Origin of the sequence: Actinopolyspora biskrensis, assembly GCF_013408175.1 — a bacterium.
Classification (GTDB): Bacteria; Actinomycetota; Actinomycetes; order Mycobacteriales; family Pseudonocardiaceae; genus Actinopolyspora; species Actinopolyspora biskrensis.
Genome location: NZ_JACBYW010000005.1, coordinates 303,574 through 322,079, shown reverse-complemented (window position 1 = coordinate 322,079; position 18,506 = coordinate 303,574). Strand labels below are relative to the sequence as shown.

The window sequence follows — 18,506 nt, the reverse complement described above, 5'->3', positions numbered from 1 at the left end:
GCGGGACCGGTTCGCGACCGGCCCCGCCCCTCGCGGAAAACATGGATGTGCCGGAAGCCGGTTCAGGCCTCGCTCGGCACCACGTTGATGAACTTGCGGCCGCGCTTGCGGGCGTACTCCACCGAACCGGCGGAAAGAGCGAACAGCGTGTCGTCACCGCCACGCCCCACGTTGCCGCCGGGGTGGTACTTGGTACCGCGCTGCCGCACCAGGATCTCGCCAGCGTTCACTCGCTGGCCGCCGAAACGCTTGAGTCCCAGGAACTTGGGATTCGAGTCACGGCCGTTCCGAGAGTTGGACGCGCCCTTCTTAGTTGACATGTCTCCTCACGCCCTCACTTGGTGATGCCGGTGACCTCGACGCGGGTCAGCTGCTGCCGATGGCCCTGCCGCTTGTGATATCCGGTCTTGTTCTTGAACTTGTGGATGTGGATCTTGGGACCTTTGGTCTGCTCGACCAGCTTACCGGTCACCGAGACCTTCTTGAGCGCGTCGGCGTCGGCGGTGACTTCGGAGCCGTCGACGACCATCAGCGCCGGGAAGGTGATCTCGGAACCCGGTTCGCCCTCGAGCTTCTCGACCTCGACGACGTCCCCGACAGCGACCTTGTGTTGTTTGCCGCCGGTCTTGACGATCGCGTACATGAGTCGGAAGTCTCCTGCTGCTCGGTTTCGCTAGTTCACCAGTCTGCGACGTACGCACATCCCCGCTGCAAGGGGGATTCCCAGTACGCCGACCAGGCGGCGCCACAGTGGGTTCCTGCCTCCGCGACGACAGCCGACCTTACCGGGCGGACCTCGCCTGACAGGCGTCGAACCCCCTCCGCCCGTCCGGCGGCGAGAAATTCCACACCATCATACAGTGCTGTGCACAGCGCATCCCGCCCAGGGGTCACCCGAAGGCACCGTGCGATCGGAAGGAACGACGATCCCACGCGAGGCCGCTCGCAACCCACGTCACTCAGGGGCGATCTCCGCCCCCGGTATGAACAGTTTACCCCCGTCGAGATCGACGTTGCGCACCACCGCGTCACTGAAGGTCAGCTTCGGGAGCTCGAGGAAGCTCAGATCGAGATTCGGCATCAGCAGCGCCTCGGGGGACAGTTCCATCGGGACGAGGGGGTAGCCCGCGACGTTGAGCGTTCCGGTCAGCTTGCGCGTGTAGAGATCGATCGGCCCTTCGGTGACCGTGGACACCGACCCGCGATCCGCCGCGACCCGGACGTCTTCCCCACCGGCCAGTTGACCGCGTTGCACCAGGTCCCCGATCCGCAACGCGTCGACGGTGAAGTGCATGGTGCGCACCTGCTCGCCGTTGACCTCCTGGGTGGCGAACCCGTTGTAGCGCACCCCCTCCAGGGTCAAGGTGCTCGCCGTCAACGTCCAGATCCGCCCCGGGCCCGGGCGCACGTCAGGATGCTGGTCCGGAGGCGGAGGAAGCCCTTCCTGGCCCCCGCTCCCGGGGTCTCCTTCCCCTCCCGGCTCCTCGGCCCCGGATCCGGGAGCTCCCCGTTCCCGGGAGTCCTCCGGTTCCCCGGTTCCCTCCTCGGGAGGCGTTTCCGATGTCGTGGGCGCCTCCCCGGAGGGATCATCGGTTCCCGGGGGAGGCGACGTGCTCGTCGGACTCGGAAGGAGCTGCACGGAGTCCGACTGCTGGGCCGCCACGAAGGGCGGGTCGACCAGCCCGGCGGCTCCGGTCACCACGGCCAGCCCCGTTACCAGTGAGGTCGTGACCACGCCCCGGAACACCCCCGGACGCCTCCGGGCCACGCCTTCGTCCTTCCGTCGCGAGCACGTGCGATCACGGTCTCGACTCACGCCTCGCCTCCGTCGATTCGCACGGCGCCCGCGGGAGAAGCCGCCTCGTCCCGCTCCTTTCCCGCACGCTCACGTGGGACCGGGGAGGGCTTGGAAACGCCGCCCCGGGCAGGAGTGGTTCCGCTCGACTCCCCGGCTCCGCCCGCGGAGTCCGCGGAGCCGTGCTTTCCGCTCCGCCGACTCGGGGACCAGGCGATCGCGAGGGCGGCGCCGATCAGCCCCATGGTGGTTCCGATCAGGAAGGAGCCGAGGTTGGCCGTCACGATGGCCACCACGGACAGCACCAGGGTCACGATGCCCGCGGGCAGCCGCAGCTCCGGACGCATCCAGAACGAGATGCCGCACGCGATCAGCACCATGCCGATCACGAGCGCCGTGATGCCGGCCGTCGTGCGCAGCGACACCTCGACGTCCCCGAACTTCAGCGAAGCGTACGGCGGATACAGCAGCAACAGCGCGGCGACCAGGGTGAACAGTCCTGCCCAGAACGGTCTCGTTCTGCGCCAGTCCCGGAACACGACGCGGGCCCTCGCGAGCCGCTGCCTGTTGTTCCCTCCTGGGCGGACCTTCGACGTTTTGCTCACGGGTGCCCTCCTCGGGCCGTTCCTCACGGCGTGCGGATCGGGTCGTCAAGCGGACGATCGGGGGCGACTCGCCCGCGTCAGTAGCAGGGCTCGTTTCCCGGCACCACGGAAATGTTCACGTCGTTGAGATTGAGCGTGGAGGCCGTCGTCGACCATGCCTGCTGCTTCAGGTCGTCGATCGTGGCGCCGCTCGCCTGGATGCCGAAACCTCCCGGGGTTCCCTGAACTCCCTCCGGTCCCGTGTCCAGCTTGGAGGCGTCCCTGCCGATCTCGACGTTGTCGAGGGTCAGGTCGCCCTCGACCTGTTCGACACCGAGGACGAGGTTGTCGGCGGTCATCCCGTCCGCGGCCTCGATTCGAACGGTCGCGTCCCCGACTCCGGGCAGGTCCGGAACACGGATGGACTGGCAGAAATTGGTCAGCTTCGCGTGCTTGAAACCGTTGACCAGCACCGGGTGCGCTTCGTCGGCGCTTCGGTCGACGGAGCCGAACTGCACCACGCCGTCCGCGGTGAGCTTGTCCGCCGAGGCCTTGTAGCTCGTACCGGAGACGGCGAAGGAGGCCGCCACGGCGCCCTTGGAAAGCCCCGTGAGCATCAGTGCCACTCCGGAAATGCCCGCTGCGAATACGAGCGTGAAAACCTTCCAGCGAGTACGTCCATCTGCTGCGTTGTCGTTTTCGGCGTCGGCCCTTCGCCTCGTGGCCATGGGGTCACCTCGGTGGTCCGGGAACTTGAGCACGCACGGCACTCACTCGACTAGTGGGAGAAGAAACACACTGAGTGATATCCATTACTCTTACCGAGGAGTAACTCTAGACGCAAGTCACACGGAACGCCATACCGTGACGCTAAACACGAAGGATTTTCGTGAAATTAGTCACTATGAGCTACTTTGAAACAGTACGCCACTCCCGCGGCTCCCCGTGCGCGGAACACCGTTGTCCGACGTGAGCGACCACGAGTCCGGCCCTCCGCCGGAACAGATCCGACACGGTGCGTACCCGCCTCCGGCGGAGACGACGCGAAGCACCGGGAGGGCCCCGGACAGAACAAAACCGTGCCGTTCCCGCGACAGGAACGGCACGGTCGCGCATCCGCCAACAATCCGGATGAAAACCCCGAGATCGATCCGGAAAAGCTTTCAGCGGAAGAATACGTTCATTGAACTGCTTTCACAAAAACTGCGGCAACGGCGCGGATCCGGGACACGCCATTCGGTCCCGCACCACGGTCCGTCCGCGAGTGGCACGAACCGGTCGACGCGACGGAGCGCAGGGCGCGGCGAACACGCGGGGACCCGAGCAGCGGGCCGGGACCACGACGGAGCAGTCGGGTCCCGGCCACGCGGATCTCACTCCTCGGAGGGTTCCACCGGCGGCCCCGCGGCGCGTCCCGCCGCGCGGCGCCTCGAACGACGCGCAGGCCCCGCCGAAACGGCGGAGGAGTCCTCCTCCGTACTCACTTCCCGCGACGAGGCCTCGGAGGAGGTCGGAGCGGGGTTCACGACGACGGGCTGAGCGGTCGAGCCGGTACTGCCCGTCGGCCTGCTCACCTTGCGCCTGCTCCGTCCCGGGGCCTCCGTGGAGTCCCCGGCGGTCTCGGCGACCTCGTCCCGAGGCTGCCGCTGCCCGTTCCTCGGTTCCCCGGAATCGGCCCCGGCAGGAGCTGTTTCGGCAGCACCGGCCTTGGCGGAGGCGGACTTGGCGGAGCCCGACTTCGTGGACCCGGACTTCCCCGAGTCGGACTTGGCCGACTCGGTCTTGGCGGAACCGGACTTCCCCGAGTCGGACTTGGCCGACTCGGTCTTGGCGGAACCGGAGCTGACCGGCGCGGAACCGTTGGCCCCCGACTCGGCGGCCGGTTCGGCGGCGGTGCTCTCCCGCCCGTTCTCCGTGGCGGCTGCCTCCGCGTCACCGGCGGAGCGGACGGTCTTGCGCTTCCACTCGGAACGCTTGCCCGGGCTCGCGGCGTGCTCCTCCTTGCCGGGCTCCCCGGACTCGGAGGGCTTCTCCTCCGCGGCGGCACCACCGCGATCCCGCACCGTCTCCTCCGCTGCGGAGGACTCGGCCTGGCGTCCCGACGTCTCGGACGACTGCGCCTTGCCGCGCTGCTTGTTCTTCCGCGATCCCCCGGAACCACCGTGCTGACTGTGATCGATCGGCTCGCTCGAAACCAGCACACCACGGCCGCGGCAGTGTTCGCAGGTGCTGCTGTAGGCCTCCAACAGCCCCGTTCCGACCCGCTTGCGGGTCATCTGCACCAGCCCCAGCGAGGTGACCTCCGCGACCTGGTGCCGCGTCCGGTCCCGCCCCAGGCACTCGGTGAGCCTGCGCAGCACGAGATCACGGTTCGACTCCAGAACCATGTCGATGAAGTCGATGACGACGATGCCGCCGATGTCACGCAGCCGCAGCTGGCGGACCACCTCCTCGGCAGCCTCCAGGTTGTTCCGCGTGACCGTCTCCTCCAGGTTCCCCCCGGAACCGGTGAACTTGCCCGTGTTCACGTCGATGACGGTCATGGCCTCGGTGCGATCGATCACCAGGTACCCCCCGGAAGGCAACCAGACCTTGCGGTCGAGGGCCTTGGCGATCTGCTCGTCCACCCGGTACTCGGTGAAGACGTCCTTGTTGCCCACGTGCTTGTTCAACCGCTCCAGCAGGTCGGGAGCCACGTGCTGCACGTAGGACTCGATCGTCTCCCACGCCTGGTTGCCCTGCACCGTCAACGAGGAGAAGTCCTCGGTGAACAGATCGCGGACAACCTTGACCAGCAGATCCGGTTCGGCGTAGAGCAGCTGCGGGGCCTGTGTGCCCGAGGCCTCGGACTTCTCCTTGATGTCCTCCCACTGCGCCTGCAGCCGCCGCACGTCGCGGTCGATGGCCTCCTCGCTCGTCCCCTCGGAAGCCGTGCGGATGATCACCCCGGACTCGTCGGGAACGATCCGCTTCAGGATCTCCTTCAGGCGTTTGCGCTCGCTGTCCGGCAGCTTGCGGCTTATCCCCGTGGCGCCGCCGCCCGGCACGTAAACCAGGAAACGACCGGGCAGACTGACCTGGGTGGTCAACCGCGCGCCCTTGTGCCCCAGCGGGTCCTTGGTCACCTGGACCAGGACGCTGTCGCCCGTGGAAAGCGCCTGTTCGATCCTGCGGGACTTCCCGGCCAGACCGGCGGACTCCCAGTCGACCTCGCCCGCGTAGAGCACCGCGTTGCGCCCCCGGCCGATGTCCACGAACGCCGCCTCCATGCTCGGAAGCACGTTCTGCACCCGACCGAGGTAGACGTTGCCGACCAGCGACCCGTTCCCGGAGGAGGTCACGAAGTTCTCGGCCAGGATGTCGTCCTCGAGGACCGCGACCTGGGTCTGGCCCCCGCTCTCCCGCACGACCATCTTGCGCTCGACGGATTCGCGCCTGGCCAGGAACTCGGACTCGGAGAGCACCGGCGCCCGGCGGCGACCGGCTTCCCTGCCGTCCCTGCGTCGCTGCCGCTTGGCCTCCAGACGCGTCGATCCCTTGATCGCACGCACCTCGTCCTCGGCCTCCTGGCGCCCGCCCTCGGGGCTGTTCTCGCGAACGTGCACCACGGTGTTGGGCGGGTCGTCCTCGCGGGCGGCGCTCTCGGACTCACCGGAGCTCTTACGGCGCCTGCGGCGCCTGCGCCTGCTGGCCGAAGCCGTTTCCGCGTCCTCGTCCTGCCCCGTGGGCTGCTCGGCGGCCTCGGAAGCGGACTCGGCCGAGTCCCCTCCACCCCCGGCGGAGTGGCCGCCCTGCTGCGCAGCGGAAGCGGCGCCGGAATCGGCCGACTTCTCCTTCTTGGACTTCTTGTCCTTCTTGTCCTTCTTCGACTTCTTGTCCTCGCGGGAGGTCTTGCCGCCGCCCTCGGCCTCGTCCCCGGAGCCGGAGTACTCCCCGGAATCACTCGGCACCGTGCCTTCGGAGGGGGACTCGACGCTCTCGCCCTCGCCTCCCCTGCCACGGCCACGACCCCTGCGGCCACGCCGCCGCCTGCGCCGTGTCGACGCCCCCTCGGACTGCTCGCCCTCCTCGACGGCGTCGGCGGAGTCGGACTCCTCCTCGCTCTCGACCGTCTCGGTGCTCTCGGGAGCTTCCGCGGACGCATCCGCGGACTCGGCGGCCCGCCGGGTCTCGGGAGCGAGGAACATGGCCTGGGGAGCCGCGAAGGCGGGCGACAGTGCGCCGTCCCCCTGTTCCGCGCTCCTGTTTTCCGCCTTTTCGGAGCGCGCGCCCATTTCCTCACCCACCGTACCGGGGGTCTCCGGCGAGGCCGAGTCACTCGGCCCACCGGTCTCCCCGCTAGTCTCAGTCTGTTGTGTCGGTTCACTCTCCGTGCCCCCGGAAGCGGCCCGGGGGGCCTCCGCGGTCGTGCTCCGCGTACTCGCCCGGCTCGAGTCACCAGGGTCCGCACCGCCTTCGTCACGCCCCTGCCCGGAATCGAGCCGCTCCGGGCGCAACGAACGCACCACTTCGAGAGCGACCTCCCGCGTGATGTTCGACTGCGCACTGCGCACGGACTGGCCGATCTCTCCCAGAGTGGCTATGACCTCGCGGCTGGTCGCCCCCAGCATCTTCGCCAAAGCGTGCACTCGCAGCTTGGCGGGCACTTCAAAGGTCCGGTTGGCGGATTCGTCCTGCGCCCGCTCATCCCTCTGAGATGTCACCGATTGTCCGCTGGTGTCTCCAGCGGACGTATCCCTGTTCAACATTCAGCTCCTTCGCCCCCGGGCGCGTCCGGCGCGGACGCGGCCACACGGGGGTCTGCATATGTTCTCTGCCCTCCGCCACTTGGTGGCGGTAATTCTGTTGGATCCCTTGCGCCCCTGGCCAAAACCCCAGGAAACCGCACGGTGGTCGACGGCGTCCCCGCCGAATCCATCACCCGAACGTGGTACCCACTTGCCGGGTTCCGGCCGCCGCCCTGTCAGGGGCCAGCGGATCGGCGATCGCGCCTCCGTCGTCGAGCCGACCCTGCGCCAACCGTGTGGCTCGCGCAACCCCCGGTGTGGGCAGGTCGGCGACGACGCGAAGGGCCTTAAGTACGTCGTCGGGTCGCACGACTGGCGTAGTGTGTCGTACAACCATCACAAGTATCCCATATCGTTGTGCACGATCCGGGCAATCGTCCACACGAGGGGCATCGACCGAGTGATAAACACTCTCCGTGCCTTCGTGTGCACCGTGATCCGCGAGAACGCGCACCTCGGCGGAAACCAACGCCGCCCTGGCATCCAGGGTACGACGCCCGTTCTTCGTCACCCGTTCGACCTCCGCGGTCCCGGAGGCCAACAGCAGCCGCACCGCTCGCTCCAGCTCGTCCGGCCCGACTCCCTCGATCTCGACCCGCCAGGAACTGGCTTCCAGACGTTCGGACAGCGAACCCGACTCCGCGGGCACGATCTCCGCCACGTCCATCCCGGCGGGAAGTGTCGAGCGCAACTCCTCGTGCAAGTCCGACACGGCGATGTTTCGCGCGAGCTGCACCTCGGCGTACTCCGCCTCACTGGCCACTCCCGTCGGAGCCGCCCCGGCCCAGGAGATCCTCGGACGCGGGCTGTACCCCTCGGAGTAAGCCACGGGCACCCCCACACGTCGTAACGCGCGCTCGAAGACCCTGGCCAAGTCACGATGCGAGGTGAACCGCAGATGACCGCGCTTCGTGTACCGAAAACGGATCCTGTGCCCCGTGGAAAGCGCGGGGCGAGGCTGGTGTTGCGGACTCAGAGCATCCTCCGTGGTCTTGTCGAGGACGAAGCCGACCCCGGACGAGACACCAACCGGGGACGTCCCGCACCATACAGCCTCACCGATGTTTTCTGTTCTCCCTCGTCGTGGGTGGTCACTCGGCGGAGCCTCCCGGGGCGCGCGAACGGACCGGACCGAGGTTCCGGCGCCGGTAGCACCGAGGGGAAAAGCCCCGGCCCGGCCAACAACTCGCCCGGAAGGGCCCTGTCAGGCGTCTCCGCCCACGGAGTCGAACGCGGTGTTCCGCACCGGTGCCCCGCTGCTCACCGGAGTGATCGGAAGCAGGGGGCGGTTCGAGGGGCCCACCTCGATGTCGGTGCCCGTGGTCGGGCACACACCGCAGTCGAAGCAGGGCGTCCAGCGGCAGTCGTCCTGCTCACGCGCCTCGAGGGCATCCTGCCAGTCCGTCCAGAGCCATTCCTTGTCCAGCCCGGAGTCCAGGTGCTCCCAGGGCAGGATCTCCTCCGCGGAACGCTCCCTCGTCGTGAACCAGTCGAGATCCACGCCAAACCGCGGCAGGACCTCGGCGGCGGCCGCGACCCAGCGATCGTAGGAGAAGTGCTCGTTCCAGCCGTCGAAACGCCCGCCCGAGCGCCACACCCGCTCGATCACCTGCCCGATCCGGCGGTCCCCGCGCGAGAGCAGTCCCTCGATCAGCGAGGGTTTCCCGTCGTGGTAGCGCACACCGATGTTGCGCCCCAACCGACGGTCCGAGCTGATCTCCTTGCGGAGTTTGCGCATCCGCTCGTCGACGGTGCCCGGATCCGCCTGAGCGGCCCACTGGAACGGGGTGTGCGGCTTCGGCACGAAACCACCGATCGAGACCGTGCAACGAATGTCGTGGCGCCCGGAGACCTTGCGTCCCGCCCTGATGACCTCCTTGGCCATCGAGGCGATCTGCAGCACGTCCTCGTCGGCCTCCGTCGGCAGCCCGCACATGAAGTACAGCTTGACCTGCCGCCAACCACTGGAGAACGCGGTGGAGACGGTCCTGATGAGATCCTCTTCGGAAACCATCTTGTTGATGACCCGTCTGATCCGTTCGCTGCCTCCTTCCGGAGCGAAGGTCAGACCGGAACGGCGGCCGCTGCGGGAGAGCTCGTTGGCCAGATCGACGTTGAAGGCGTCCACCCGCGTCGAGGGCAACGACAACCCGGTGTTGGTTCCCTCGTAGCGGTCGGCGAGCCCCTTCGTGATCTCACCGATCTCGGAGTGGTCGGCCGAGCTCAGCGACAGCAGCCCGACCTCCTCGAACCCCGTCGCCTCCAGGCCGCGCTGGACCATGTCGTCGATACCGCGGTTGGAGCGCTCCCGCACGGGACGAGTGATCATGCCGGCCTGGCAGAAACGGCACCCGCGCGTACACCCGCGGAAGATCTCCACGCTCATCCGCTCGTGCACGCTCTCCGCCGTCGGAACCAACGGCTGCTTCGGATAGGGCCACTCGTCCAGATCCGTGGTGGTCCGCTTGAACACCCGGTGCGGCACTCCCGAACGGTTCGGCACGACCTCGGCTATGTGTCCCGCCTCGTCGTAGTGCACGTCGTAGAAACCCGGCACGTAAACACCGCGCGCGGCGAGCCTGGACAACAGCTCCGCCCGCCCTCCCGGACTCCCCTCCTCCTTGAAGGCACGGACCAGTCCGGTGATCTCCAGCACCGCCTGCTCACCGTCACCGAGCACCACCGCGTCGACGAAATCGGCGACCGGTTCCGGGTTGAACGCGGCGTGTCCACCCGCCAACACGATCGGATGCCGTTCCGTGCGGTCCCGGGCGTGCAGGGGGATTCCGGCGAGGTCCAGCGCGGTGAGCAGGTTCGTGTACCCCAGCTCGGTCGCGAAGCTCACCCCCAGCACGTCGAAAGCGCCGACCGGACGATGGGCGTCCACGGTGAACTGGGGAATCCCGTGCTCACGCATGAGCTCTTCCAGATCGGGCCAGACGGAGTAGGTCCGCTCCGCGAGCACGCCGGGCTGCTCGTTGAGGATCTCGTAGAGGATCATCACGCCCTGGTTGGGCAGCCCGACCTCGTAGGCGTCCGGATACATCAGGCACCAGCGGACGGTGGCCTCGTCCCAGTCCTTGGCGGTGGAGTTGAGCTCGCCGCCGACGTACTGAACGGGCTTGGACACCCGGGAAAGCAGCGGTTCCAGACGGTCGTACACGGATTCCACAGGCACGTCCTCAAGCTTAACGAGCGGGCCGCGCGGAAAGAGCCGTGCGCCCTCCCGCGTGGCGAACACGCGGGAGGGCGCATCATCGGCCGGGGGCTCCGCGCACGGCTCCGGAGAACCGGCCGGACGAGCCCGGCCCACCCACGAGCCGGTTTCCGATGCTCGTCCGCGCGCATCGGCCGTCGTTTCGGGCGTTCAGAGGTCGCGGGTCAACCACACCTCGTCGCGGAACTCCTCGTCACTCACCCGCAGGGATCGTGGCCAGCGTCCCCGCTCGGTCCAGCCCCGTTCGGAGTAGAACTCCTCCGCGGCGGGCTCCGAGCGGATCCGCAGGGTCAGCTGGGTCAGCCCGAGAGCCCTGGCGTGTGATTCGGCCGCGTCCAACAGCTGCTCGCCGATACCGCGTTCGGAAACCTGCGGGTCGACCAGCAACCACTCGATGTCGGCACGGTGCCGCTCCACCGGGAACTCGCCCACGCGCAGAATCACCGCTCCCGCGAGCGTGTGCTGCTTGCCCGCGGTGAGGATGTGCCGCCGCTTCGGCCGCGTGGAGGCGTCGTCGACGACGCGCTGGGCCGTGGCCGTGAGCGTTTCCAGCTCGGTGTCCGCCGTGAACCCGGTGGCACCGCCCGCGACGGTCACCCTGCCGAGCAGATCGGCCAGGGCCTGGGGCAGCTCGGGGTGCGGCTGATCGACCCGGTGGGGGCCGGTGATGAATTCCTCTTCGCTCATGCCTGCAGATCCGGGAACCAGAGTTTGAGCTCGCGTTCGGCCGACTCCGCGGAGTCGGAACCGTGCACGAGGTTGTACTGCACTTCGAGACCGTAGTCGCCGCGCAGGCTCCCCGCGTCCGCCTTCTCGACCGGGTCCGTTCCACCGGCGATCTGCCGGAAGGCCGCGACGGCCTTCGGACCCTCCACGACGGCGGCGACCACGGGGCCGGAGGTGATGAACTCCAGCAGCGAGTTGAAGAACGGTTTCCCGTCGTGCTCGGCGTAGTGCTGCTCGGCGAGCTGCTGATCGACGTGGCGCATTTCCAGAGCGACGAGCCTGAGCCCCTTGCGCTCGATCCGGCTGATCACCTCACCGACCAGGCCTCGCTCGACGCCATCGGGTTTGACGAGGACGAGAGTGCGCTCGCTCAACGGGTTTCTCCTAGAAGTCCGGGGTCGCTGCGGACCCGGTCGACAACGCCGGGATTCCTCCCGTGTCAAGGGTATTCGTCACGAACTCCTCCCACTCGAGGGGGCGAGCCACACGGACTCCCACCCGAACCGGTCGCGCTCTCAGGGGTGGTCCGCGCGCGGCTGTCGCGGTAGCTTCCCCGATGATGTACCGACCAACTGGTCTGTCGCCCGAGTGGTGAGGAGTTCAGGTATGCGCGCCGCCGTACACACCGCCGTGAACGAGCCGCTGCGTTTGGAGGACATCGAGCACGCGGCCCCGGCCGACGACGAGGTGACCATCGAAGTCGCCTCCTGCGGCGCCTGCCATTCGGACCTGCACGTCCGCAAGGGCGAGCTGCCGTTCCCCACTCCGGCCGTGCTGGGTCACGAGGTCGCGGGAACGGTCAGCGATGTGGGACGCGCGGTGAGCGGGCTCTCCCCCGGGGACCGCGTGGTCACCAGTTTCATCATGCCGTGCGGGCGCTGCGCGCGGTGCGCGGCGGGCGAGGAGGAGATCTGCCTGGACTTCTTCGCCTACAACAGGGCGAAGGGCCAGCTCTACGACGGCAGGAGCAGGTTGTCCCGCCCGGGCGGCGAGCCGGTCTGGATGTACTCGATGGGCGGACTCGCCCAGCGCACGGTCACCCCGGCCACCTCGGTGTACCGGGTTCCGGACGGGGTCGAGCTCTCGGACGTGGCCGCGGTCGGCTGCTCGACGATGACGGCCTACGGCGCCCTGCGGCACGCGGCTGACGTCCGGGTCGGGGACACGGTCGCCGTGATCGCCGCGGGTGGTGTCGGTTCGGCGCTGATCCAGCTGGCCCGCGTCTTCGGAGCGGGAGAGGTCATCGCCGTGGACATCGGGGAGGACAAGCTCGAAGCGGCCAGGCAGCTGGGCGCGACCAGCACCGTGAACTCGAGCGAGACGGACGCGCCCACCGCGATCCGCGAACTCACCGGAGGACGCGGTGTCGACGTCGCCTTCGAGGCGCTCGGCTCACGGGCGACCTTCGAGGTCGCACGGGACTCGGTCGTCGAGGGCGGCCAGGTCGTCGTGGTCGGAATCGCTCCGCCCGAAACCGTCGGCGAGTTGAACCTGGCGACCATCGCCCGGCGCAAACTCCAGGTGAAGGGGTCCTACGGAGCCAAACCGCGCCGGGACATGCCGGTGTTGCTGGACCTGGTGGCACGTGGACTGCTGCGCCCGCAGGACGCGGTGAGCAGGCACTACTCCCTGGACGAGGCCGAGGAGGCGTTCACGGCGCTGGATCGCGGGGAGATAAGGGGCCGCGCGGTCATCGACGTGGCCTGAGTGGCCCGACCGCGGTTTCCGCTCCGGTTGCCGGGACCGCTCGCTCGGTGGAACCTACCGCCTGTTCGTGAGCGGTCCCCGGTCTCGGGACGCTCTCCGTGCCAGTCGAGCGGGTGACGCCAGCGCAGCCCCGGATGACGGCGAACCTGAATCCGCCGCCCTGGGGGAGCGCGGACAGGGCGAGCACTCGCTCGGCCGGGGCGGTCGGCGGGCAAGCGCACAGCCGCTTTCCACCCCGAGCCACTCGCACCGCCGGGGGCTCTGGGGTTCCCCCCGGAAGCACCCGAGCAGGCCGATCCGTGCACTCTCCGAGTCCTCACCGCTGCGGCGGATGTCCGGGAGGATGGCCGAGCTGATCGGCCAACCTCCCCTCACGCATCCGCTTGGCCACGTCGTGCCGCAGGTACAGCACGTAGCCCCAGACTCCGGCGAAGATCAACCCCATGATCCCGATGGCCGGGTGCACGAGGAAGCACCCGATCATGCACAGCTGCAGTACCAGCGCCGCGCCGAGTCCCCAGCGGCGGCGCTGCACGAACGCCGCGAACAGCTGCAGCACGGTCAGCACGGCCACCACGGCGAATCCGACGCTGCTCGCGCCGGACCCGAGTTGCCAGACGACCGGCAGCGCGAGCCCGAACACTATGAACTCGAGGACCAGCGTCCCCGCCATGACACCGCGCAACCCCTTCCACGGGTCGCGCACCTCCTCGGGGGCCTCCGGAAGTCCCCGACGGCGTTCGGCCTCCTCCGCGTCATCCGCGCGTCCCTCGTTCACACCGGCTCCTTGCCGAACAGGGCGCGTGCCTCACCCGCCGTCACCACCGAACCGGTGATCACGATCCCGGCTCCCGAGATGGAGTCGCTCGGATCGCTGGTGTGCTCGGCGAGGCTGATCGCGGACGCCACGGCGTCGTCCAGCCTGGGTTCGACGTGCACCCGCTCCCTGCCGAACAGCTCCTCGGCCAGCGCGGCGAGGTCGTCGGGCTCCATGGAGCGCGGAGCGGAGTTGCGGGTGACGACGAGCTCCTCGATCACCTGCTCCAGTTCGGTGAGGATGCCCCTGGCGTCCTTGTCGGCCATGACGCCGACGACACCGACCAGCCTGCGGAACGAGAACTCGGCGCTGACCGCGTCGGCCAGCGCCCGCGCGCCGTGCGGGTTGTGCGCGGCGTCGACCAGCACGGTCGGCGCCGCGCGGACCCGTTCGAGCCTGCCCGGGGTAACCACCCCGGCGAACGCGTCCCTGACCTGCTCGATGTCGAGCTGCCGCTCCGATCCCGCGCCGAAGAAGGCCTCCACCGAGGCGAGCGCGAGCGCGGCGTTGTGGGCCTGGTGCTCCCCGTGGACCGGGAGGAAGACGTCCTCGTAGATCCCGCTGAGCCCCTGCAGCCGCAGCATCTGCCCGCCCACCGCGACGGTGCGCTCCAGCACGCCGAACTCCTGGCCCTGACGCGCGACCGTCGCGTCCATCTCCGCGACCTTGCGCAGGATGGGGTCCTGCGCCTCCTCGCTCTGGGAGGCCATCACCACCACCGAGTCCTGCTTGATGATCCCGGCCTTCTCCGCGGCGATCTCGGCGATGTCGGACCCGAGGTACTCGGCGTGGTCCAGGGATACCGGGCACAGCACGGCCACCTGGGCGTCGGCCACGTTGGTCGCGTCCCATCCGCCCCCGAGTCCGACTTCCAGCACCGCGGTCTCCACCGGGGCCTCGGCGAAGGCCGCGAAGGCCATGCCGGTCAGCACCTCGAACTTGCTCATCGGGACCTCACTGTTGGAGTCCACGATGGAGACGTAGGGGGCGATGTCCCGGTAGGCCTCGACGTAGGCACCGGGACTGATCGGACCTCCGTCGATGTTGATCCGCTCGGTGACCAGCTGCAGGTGCGGGCTGCTGTAGCGCCCGACGCGCAATCCGATCCGGGTCATCAGCGCGTCGACCATCCGCGCCGTCGAGGACTTCCCGTTGGTCCCCGCGACGTGCACGACCGGGTACCCCCGCTGCGGCTCGGCCAGCAGGTCGGTCAGTGCCCTGATCCGCTCCAGTGAGGGCTCGATCTTGGTTTCCGGCCAGCGCTCGTTGAGCTCGGACTCGACGACCCGCAGTTCCTGCAGCTCGCCGGGCTCGGAGTCGGCCACGAATAACACTCTCCTCCCGGTGCGGGCACCGTCCGGTCCCCGCACCACGACACGCTCACGCCTCCGGAAGCGACTCCAGCCGGGTGTTGATGCGCTCGATCTCGGCGAGCGCACTCTCCCGCCGGGAGCGGATCTTGTCCACGACCTCCGCGGGAGCCTTCTCGGTGAACGACGGGTTGTTCAGTTTCTGCTCGGTTCCGGCCAGCTCCTTCTCGGCCGCCTCCAGGTCCTTCGCGAGGCGGTTGCGCTCGGCGGCGATGTCGACGGCTCCCGAGAGGTCGACCCCCACGGAGACCTCACCGTCCTGCAGGCCCACCCGCATCGAGGAGGAGGCGCTGAAATCGGTTCCCGGCTCGGTGAGCTTGGCCAACGTGCGGATCGCGGCCGCGTGATCGGCGATGCCGACCGCCTCGATTCCGTCCAGCTCGGCCGCGACCTTCTGGTTCGGTTTCAGCCCCTGGTCGGCCCTGAACCGACGGATCTCGGTGACCAGCCTACGGACCGCGTCGATCCGCTCGGCGGCCGCCGTGTCCACCGGGTTCCCCTCCGGGGTCGGCCACTCGGCGATCACGACGGACTCCCGCCCGGTCAGTGCCGTCCACAGCGCCTCGGTGACGAAGGGAACCGTCGGATGCAGCAGGCGCAGCAGCACGTCGAGAACCCTGCCGAGCACCGCCCTGGTCGACTCGGCCCGCTCACCGCCCTCGTCGAGCTGGACCTTGGACAGCTCCACGTACCAGTCGCAGAACTCGTCCCAGGTGAAGTGGTACAGCGCCTCGACGGACTTGGCGAACTGGAAGTCCTCCAGGAGTTCGTCCACCTCGGTGACCAGCGCGTCGCAGCGGTCGAGGATCCAGCGGTCGGCGTCGGTCAGCCTCTCCCGGCCCGGCAGCCTTTCGGGGGCGAAGGCATCCTTGCCGAGCGCGAACTTGGTCGCGTTGAACAGCTTGGTCACGAAGCTGCGCGCCCCGGCGACCCACTCGTCGCTCATCGGCGCGTCAGCGCCGGGGTTGGCGCCCCTGGCCAGGGTGAAGCGCACGGCGTCGGTGCCGTAGGTGTCGATCCACTGCAACGGGTCCACGGTGTTGCCGGAGGACTTCGACATCTTCTTGCCGTGCTTGTCCCGGACGATGCCGTGCAGCGCGATCCGGCGGAACGGCACCGCCTCCTCCGGCGCGCGGTCGGACATGCCGTAGAGACCGAACATCATCATCCGGGCGACCCAGAAGAACAGGATGTCGTAGCCGGTGACCAGCACGCTCGTCGGGTAGAACTTGCGCAGGTCCGGCGTGTCGTCGGGCCACCCCATCGTGGAGAACGGCCACAGCCCGGAGGAGAACCACGTGTCCAGCACGTCCTCGTCCTGGCGCCACCCCTCGCCCTCCGGGAGCCGCTCGTCCGGCCCGACGCAGACGACCTCGTCGTTCGGCCCGTACCAGATCGGAATGCGGTGGCCCCACCACATCTGCCGGGAGATAGCCCAGTCGTGCAGGTTGTCGATCCAGTCGAAGTAGCGCTTGGCCATCTCGGGCGGGTGCACCTCGACACGGCCGTCGCGCACGGCGTCCCCCGCTGCTTTCGCCAGCGGGCCGACCTTGACGAACCACTGCATGGACAGGCGGGGTTCGATCGGCTCCTTGGAGCGGGAGCTGTGCCCGACGCTGTGCACGTAGGGACGCTTCTCGGCGACGATGCGCCCCTCCGCGCGCAGCGCCTCGCGCACGGCCTCGCGCGCCTCGAAGCGGTCCATCCCGTCGAACCGCGTGCCCGTGTCGGCGATGCGGCCGCGTTCGTCCATGACGGTCGGCATCGGCAGGTCGTGGCGGCGCCCGATCTCGAAGTCGTTGGGGTCGTGCGCCGGAGTGACCTTGACCGCACCGCTGCCGAACTCGGGATCGACGTGCTCGTCGGCCACGATCGGGATGCCGCGTCCGGCCAGCGGCAGTTCGATCTCCGTGCCGATCAGGTGCTTGTAGCGCTCGTCCTCCGGGTGCACGGCCACTGCCGTGTCACCGAGCATGGTCTCCACCCGCGTGGTGGCCACTTCCAGGGCCGAGTCGCCGTCGCCGTAGCGCATCGTCACGAGCTCGCCCTCGACCTCGCGGTGCTCGACCTCGATGTCCGAGATCGCGGTGCGCATCTCCGGCGACCAGTTGACCAGCTGTTCCGCGCGGTAGATCAACCCGTCCTCGTAGAGGCGCTTGAACATCGTGTTGACGGCTCTGGACAGGCCCGCGTCCATGGTGAATCGTTCGCGGCTCCAGTCCACCCCGTCACCGAGGCGGCGCATCTGGGACAGGATCGACCCGCCGTGCTGCTCCTTCCACTGCCACACCCGTTCGAGGAACTTCTCCCGACCGAGCTCGCGGTGGTCGATGCCCTCGTCCTGCAGCTGGCGCTCGACCAACGCCTGGACGGCGATGCTGGCGTGGTCCATGCCGGGCAGCCAGAGCGCCTCGTAGCCCTGCATCCTGCGGCGCCGCGTGAGCAGGTCCATCAGCGTGTGCTCGAACGCGTGGCCGATGTGCAGGCTCCCCGTCACGTTCGGCGGGGGGATGACGAGCGAGAACGGCGGACGATCACTGTGGGGGTCCGCCTCGAAGTAGCCGGCGTCTACCCAGCGCTGGTACAGCTCGGCCTCTACGTCGGCCGGGTTCCAGGTCGACGGAAGTTCACGGGGCTGTGCTGCTGGGCTCGTCTGTGTCACACCGGGATTCTACGAACCCCGTCGGGCATGCTTGTACGGTGCTAGGCCTCAACGGCGGATCCGAGCGTGGAAGGCGGCCCGCGAACCATGAACGAAGCCGTTCTCGACCGGGTAAGGGAAGGTCATCACGAACTGTTGGACCTGGTCAGCGAGCTGGAACCCGAGGATTTCCATACCGGGTCCAGACTGCCCGGTTGGACCCGCGCGCACGTGGTCGCTCATCTGGCGAACAACGCGATCTCGCTGGCGAACATGACCAGCGCCGCGGGGCGCGGGGAACTGGTGGACCCGTACCCCGACGGCGACCGGGACGAGGCGATCGAACGCGACGCGCGCCAGGACGCGATCGGGCTGGTGCAGCAGCTGGCCACCTCGCACGCGCAGCTGGAGATCGTCTGGGACTCGGTGGCCGAGCAGGACTGGCAGCGGCCGGTGCGCTTCCGCGACGGCACCGTCGCCGACCTGGTGCTGTGCCGCTGGCGTGAGCTGGAGATACACATGATCGACCTCGATCTCGACCGGACCGAGCAGAGCTGGTCGTCCGAGTTCTGCGCCCACGCGATCGACTTCCTGCTGCCGCGGCTGGAGGGCTCCGAGGTGGTGCTCGCCCCGCGGGAGCTGGACCGGACGTGGGAGGTGGGCAACTCCCCCACTCACAAGATCGAGGGGTCTTGTCACTCGATCGCGTGTTGGCTGGCGGGGCGCACTCCGCAGCAGGTCCCGAGCGGCGGCCCGCTCCCCGAACTCGGCCCGTGGCCGTGAGCGACGTGCCGTGAACTCCTCCGATCGCGAGGAGCGCTGGACCGGCGAAGCACTCCTCGCGGCCGGAATCCGGTCGGAT

At 68.6% G+C, this 18,506-nt stretch carries 15 protein-coding genes; 2 read left to right on the top strand and 13 right to left on the bottom strand.

Going from position 1 to position 18,506, the window contains the following annotated elements; genetic code table 11:
* Positions 1–62 precede the first annotated feature (62 nt).
* From rpmA to ndk, 10 genes are all read right to left on the bottom strand, one after another.
* Positions 63–320, bottom strand: a complete 258-nt coding sequence (gene rpmA / locus FHR84_RS14865; RefSeq protein ID WP_017973807.1) for a 50S ribosomal protein L27 — start codon at positions 318–320, stop codon at positions 63–65.
* Between the two features lie 14 nt (positions 321–334).
* On the bottom strand, positions 335–643 hold the full coding sequence (gene rplU, locus FHR84_RS14860; RefSeq protein ID WP_092523342.1) for a 50S ribosomal protein L21: 309 nt from the start codon (positions 641–643) through the stop codon (positions 335–337).
* Positions 644–955: 312 nt separating this feature from the next.
* A complete protein-coding gene (locus FHR84_RS22065) occupies positions 956–1,768 on the bottom strand; it encodes a hypothetical protein (RefSeq protein WP_218862909.1) in 813 nt (270 codons plus the stop codon).
* A gap of 44 nt (positions 1,769–1,812) precedes the next feature.
* On the bottom strand, positions 1,813–2,400 hold the full coding sequence (locus tag FHR84_RS14850) for a DUF6114 domain-containing protein (RefSeq protein ID WP_343075288.1): 588 nt from the start codon (positions 2,398–2,400) through the stop codon (positions 1,813–1,815).
* 77 nt (positions 2,401–2,477) lie between these two features.
* The gene (locus FHR84_RS14845; protein WP_179536105.1) at positions 2,478–3,107 is read right to left on the bottom strand and encodes a DUF6230 family protein; all 630 of its coding nucleotides are present in this window, start codon (positions 3,105–3,107) and stop codon (positions 2,478–2,480) included.
* Positions 3,108–3,752: 645 nt separating this feature from the next.
* Positions 3,753–6,989 (bottom strand): Rne/Rng family ribonuclease, encoded by a 3,237-nt coding sequence (locus tag FHR84_RS14840; RefSeq protein WP_246300642.1) that lies wholly within the window; start codon positions 6,987–6,989, stop codon positions 3,753–3,755.
* 307 nt (positions 6,990–7,296) lie between these two features.
* A complete protein-coding gene (locus FHR84_RS14835; RefSeq protein WP_246300581.1) occupies positions 7,297–8,040 on the bottom strand; it encodes a TIGR03936 family radical SAM-associated protein in 744 nt (247 codons plus the stop codon).
* A gap of 330 nt (positions 8,041–8,370) precedes the next feature.
* Entirely contained in the window at positions 8,371–10,344 is a 1,974-nt protein-coding gene (locus FHR84_RS14830; RefSeq protein WP_179536104.1) for a TIGR03960 family B12-binding radical SAM protein, read from the bottom strand.
* A gap of 189 nt (positions 10,345–10,533) precedes the next feature.
* On the bottom strand, positions 10,534–11,070 hold the full coding sequence (locus FHR84_RS14825; protein WP_179536103.1) for a GNAT family N-acetyltransferase: 537 nt from the start codon (positions 11,068–11,070) through the stop codon (positions 10,534–10,536).
* A complete protein-coding gene (gene ndk / locus FHR84_RS14820; protein WP_017973799.1) occupies positions 11,067–11,483 on the bottom strand; it encodes a nucleoside-diphosphate kinase in 417 nt (138 codons plus the stop codon). Before ndk ends, FHR84_RS14825 begins: the two co-directional genes overlap by 4 nt.
* Before the next feature lie 232 nt (positions 11,484–11,715).
* Here ndk and FHR84_RS14815 point away from each other — a divergent pair, with 232 nt between their 5' ends.
* Positions 11,716–12,816, top strand: coding sequence for a zinc-binding dehydrogenase (locus FHR84_RS14815; RefSeq protein WP_179536102.1), 1,101 nt, complete (start codon positions 11,716–11,718; stop codon positions 12,814–12,816).
* 316 nt (positions 12,817–13,132) lie between these two features.
* Here FHR84_RS14815 and FHR84_RS14810 read toward each other — a convergent pair whose 3' ends face one another.
* The 3 genes from FHR84_RS14810 to FHR84_RS14800 are packed head-to-tail and all read right to left on the bottom strand — an operon-like array spanning position 13,133 to position 17,665.
* Positions 13,133–13,594, bottom strand: coding sequence for a DUF4233 domain-containing protein (locus tag FHR84_RS14810; protein ID WP_179536101.1), 462 nt, complete (start codon positions 13,592–13,594; stop codon positions 13,133–13,135).
* Positions 13,591–14,958 carry a bifunctional tetrahydrofolate synthase/dihydrofolate synthase gene (gene folC, locus FHR84_RS14805; protein ID WP_179536100.1) on the bottom strand — a complete coding sequence of 456 codons (1,368 nt, stop codon included), beginning with the start codon at positions 14,956–14,958 and terminating at the stop codon, positions 13,591–13,593. Before folC ends, FHR84_RS14810 begins: the two co-directional genes overlap by 4 nt.
* 55 nt (positions 14,959–15,013) lie before the next feature.
* Positions 15,014–17,665, bottom strand: a complete 2,652-nt coding sequence (locus tag FHR84_RS14800) for a valine--tRNA ligase (protein WP_179536099.1) — start codon at positions 17,663–17,665, stop codon at positions 15,014–15,016.
* 87 nt (positions 17,666–17,752) lie between these two features.
* On the opposite strand from FHR84_RS14800, the gene FHR84_RS14795 reads away from it, so the two are divergent.
* On the top strand, positions 17,753–18,427 hold the full coding sequence (locus FHR84_RS14795) for a maleylpyruvate isomerase family mycothiol-dependent enzyme (RefSeq protein ID WP_179536098.1): 675 nt from the start codon (positions 17,753–17,755) through the stop codon (positions 18,425–18,427).
* Positions 18,428–18,506 lie beyond the last annotated feature (79 nt).

Excerpts from the sequence above, each read along its gene's own strand:
- FHR84_RS14825 (WP_179536103.1), bottom strand. The coding sequence starts at position 11,070 with ATGAGCGAAGAGGAATTCATCACCGGCCCCCACCGGGTCGATCAGCCG.
- rplU (WP_092523342.1), bottom strand. The coding sequence starts at position 643 with ATGTACGCGATCGTCAAGACCGGCGGCAAACAACACAAGGTCGCTGTC.
- FHR84_RS14845 (WP_179536105.1), bottom strand. The coding sequence starts at position 3,107 with ATGGCCACGAGGCGAAGGGCCGACGCCGAAAACGACAACGCAGCAGAT.
- rpmA (WP_017973807.1), bottom strand. The coding sequence starts at position 320 with ATGTCAACTAAGAAGGGCGCGTCCAACTCTCGGAACGGCCGTGACTCG.
- FHR84_RS14815 (WP_179536102.1), top strand. The coding sequence starts at position 11,716 with ATGCGCGCCGCCGTACACACCGCCGTGAACGAGCCGCTGCGTTTGGAG.
- FHR84_RS14840 (WP_246300642.1), bottom strand. The coding sequence starts at position 6,989 with ATGCTGGGGGCGACCAGCCGCGAGGTCATAGCCACTCTGGGAGAGATC.
- FHR84_RS14795 (WP_179536098.1), top strand. The coding sequence starts at position 17,753 with ATGAACGAAGCCGTTCTCGACCGGGTAAGGGAAGGTCATCACGAACTG.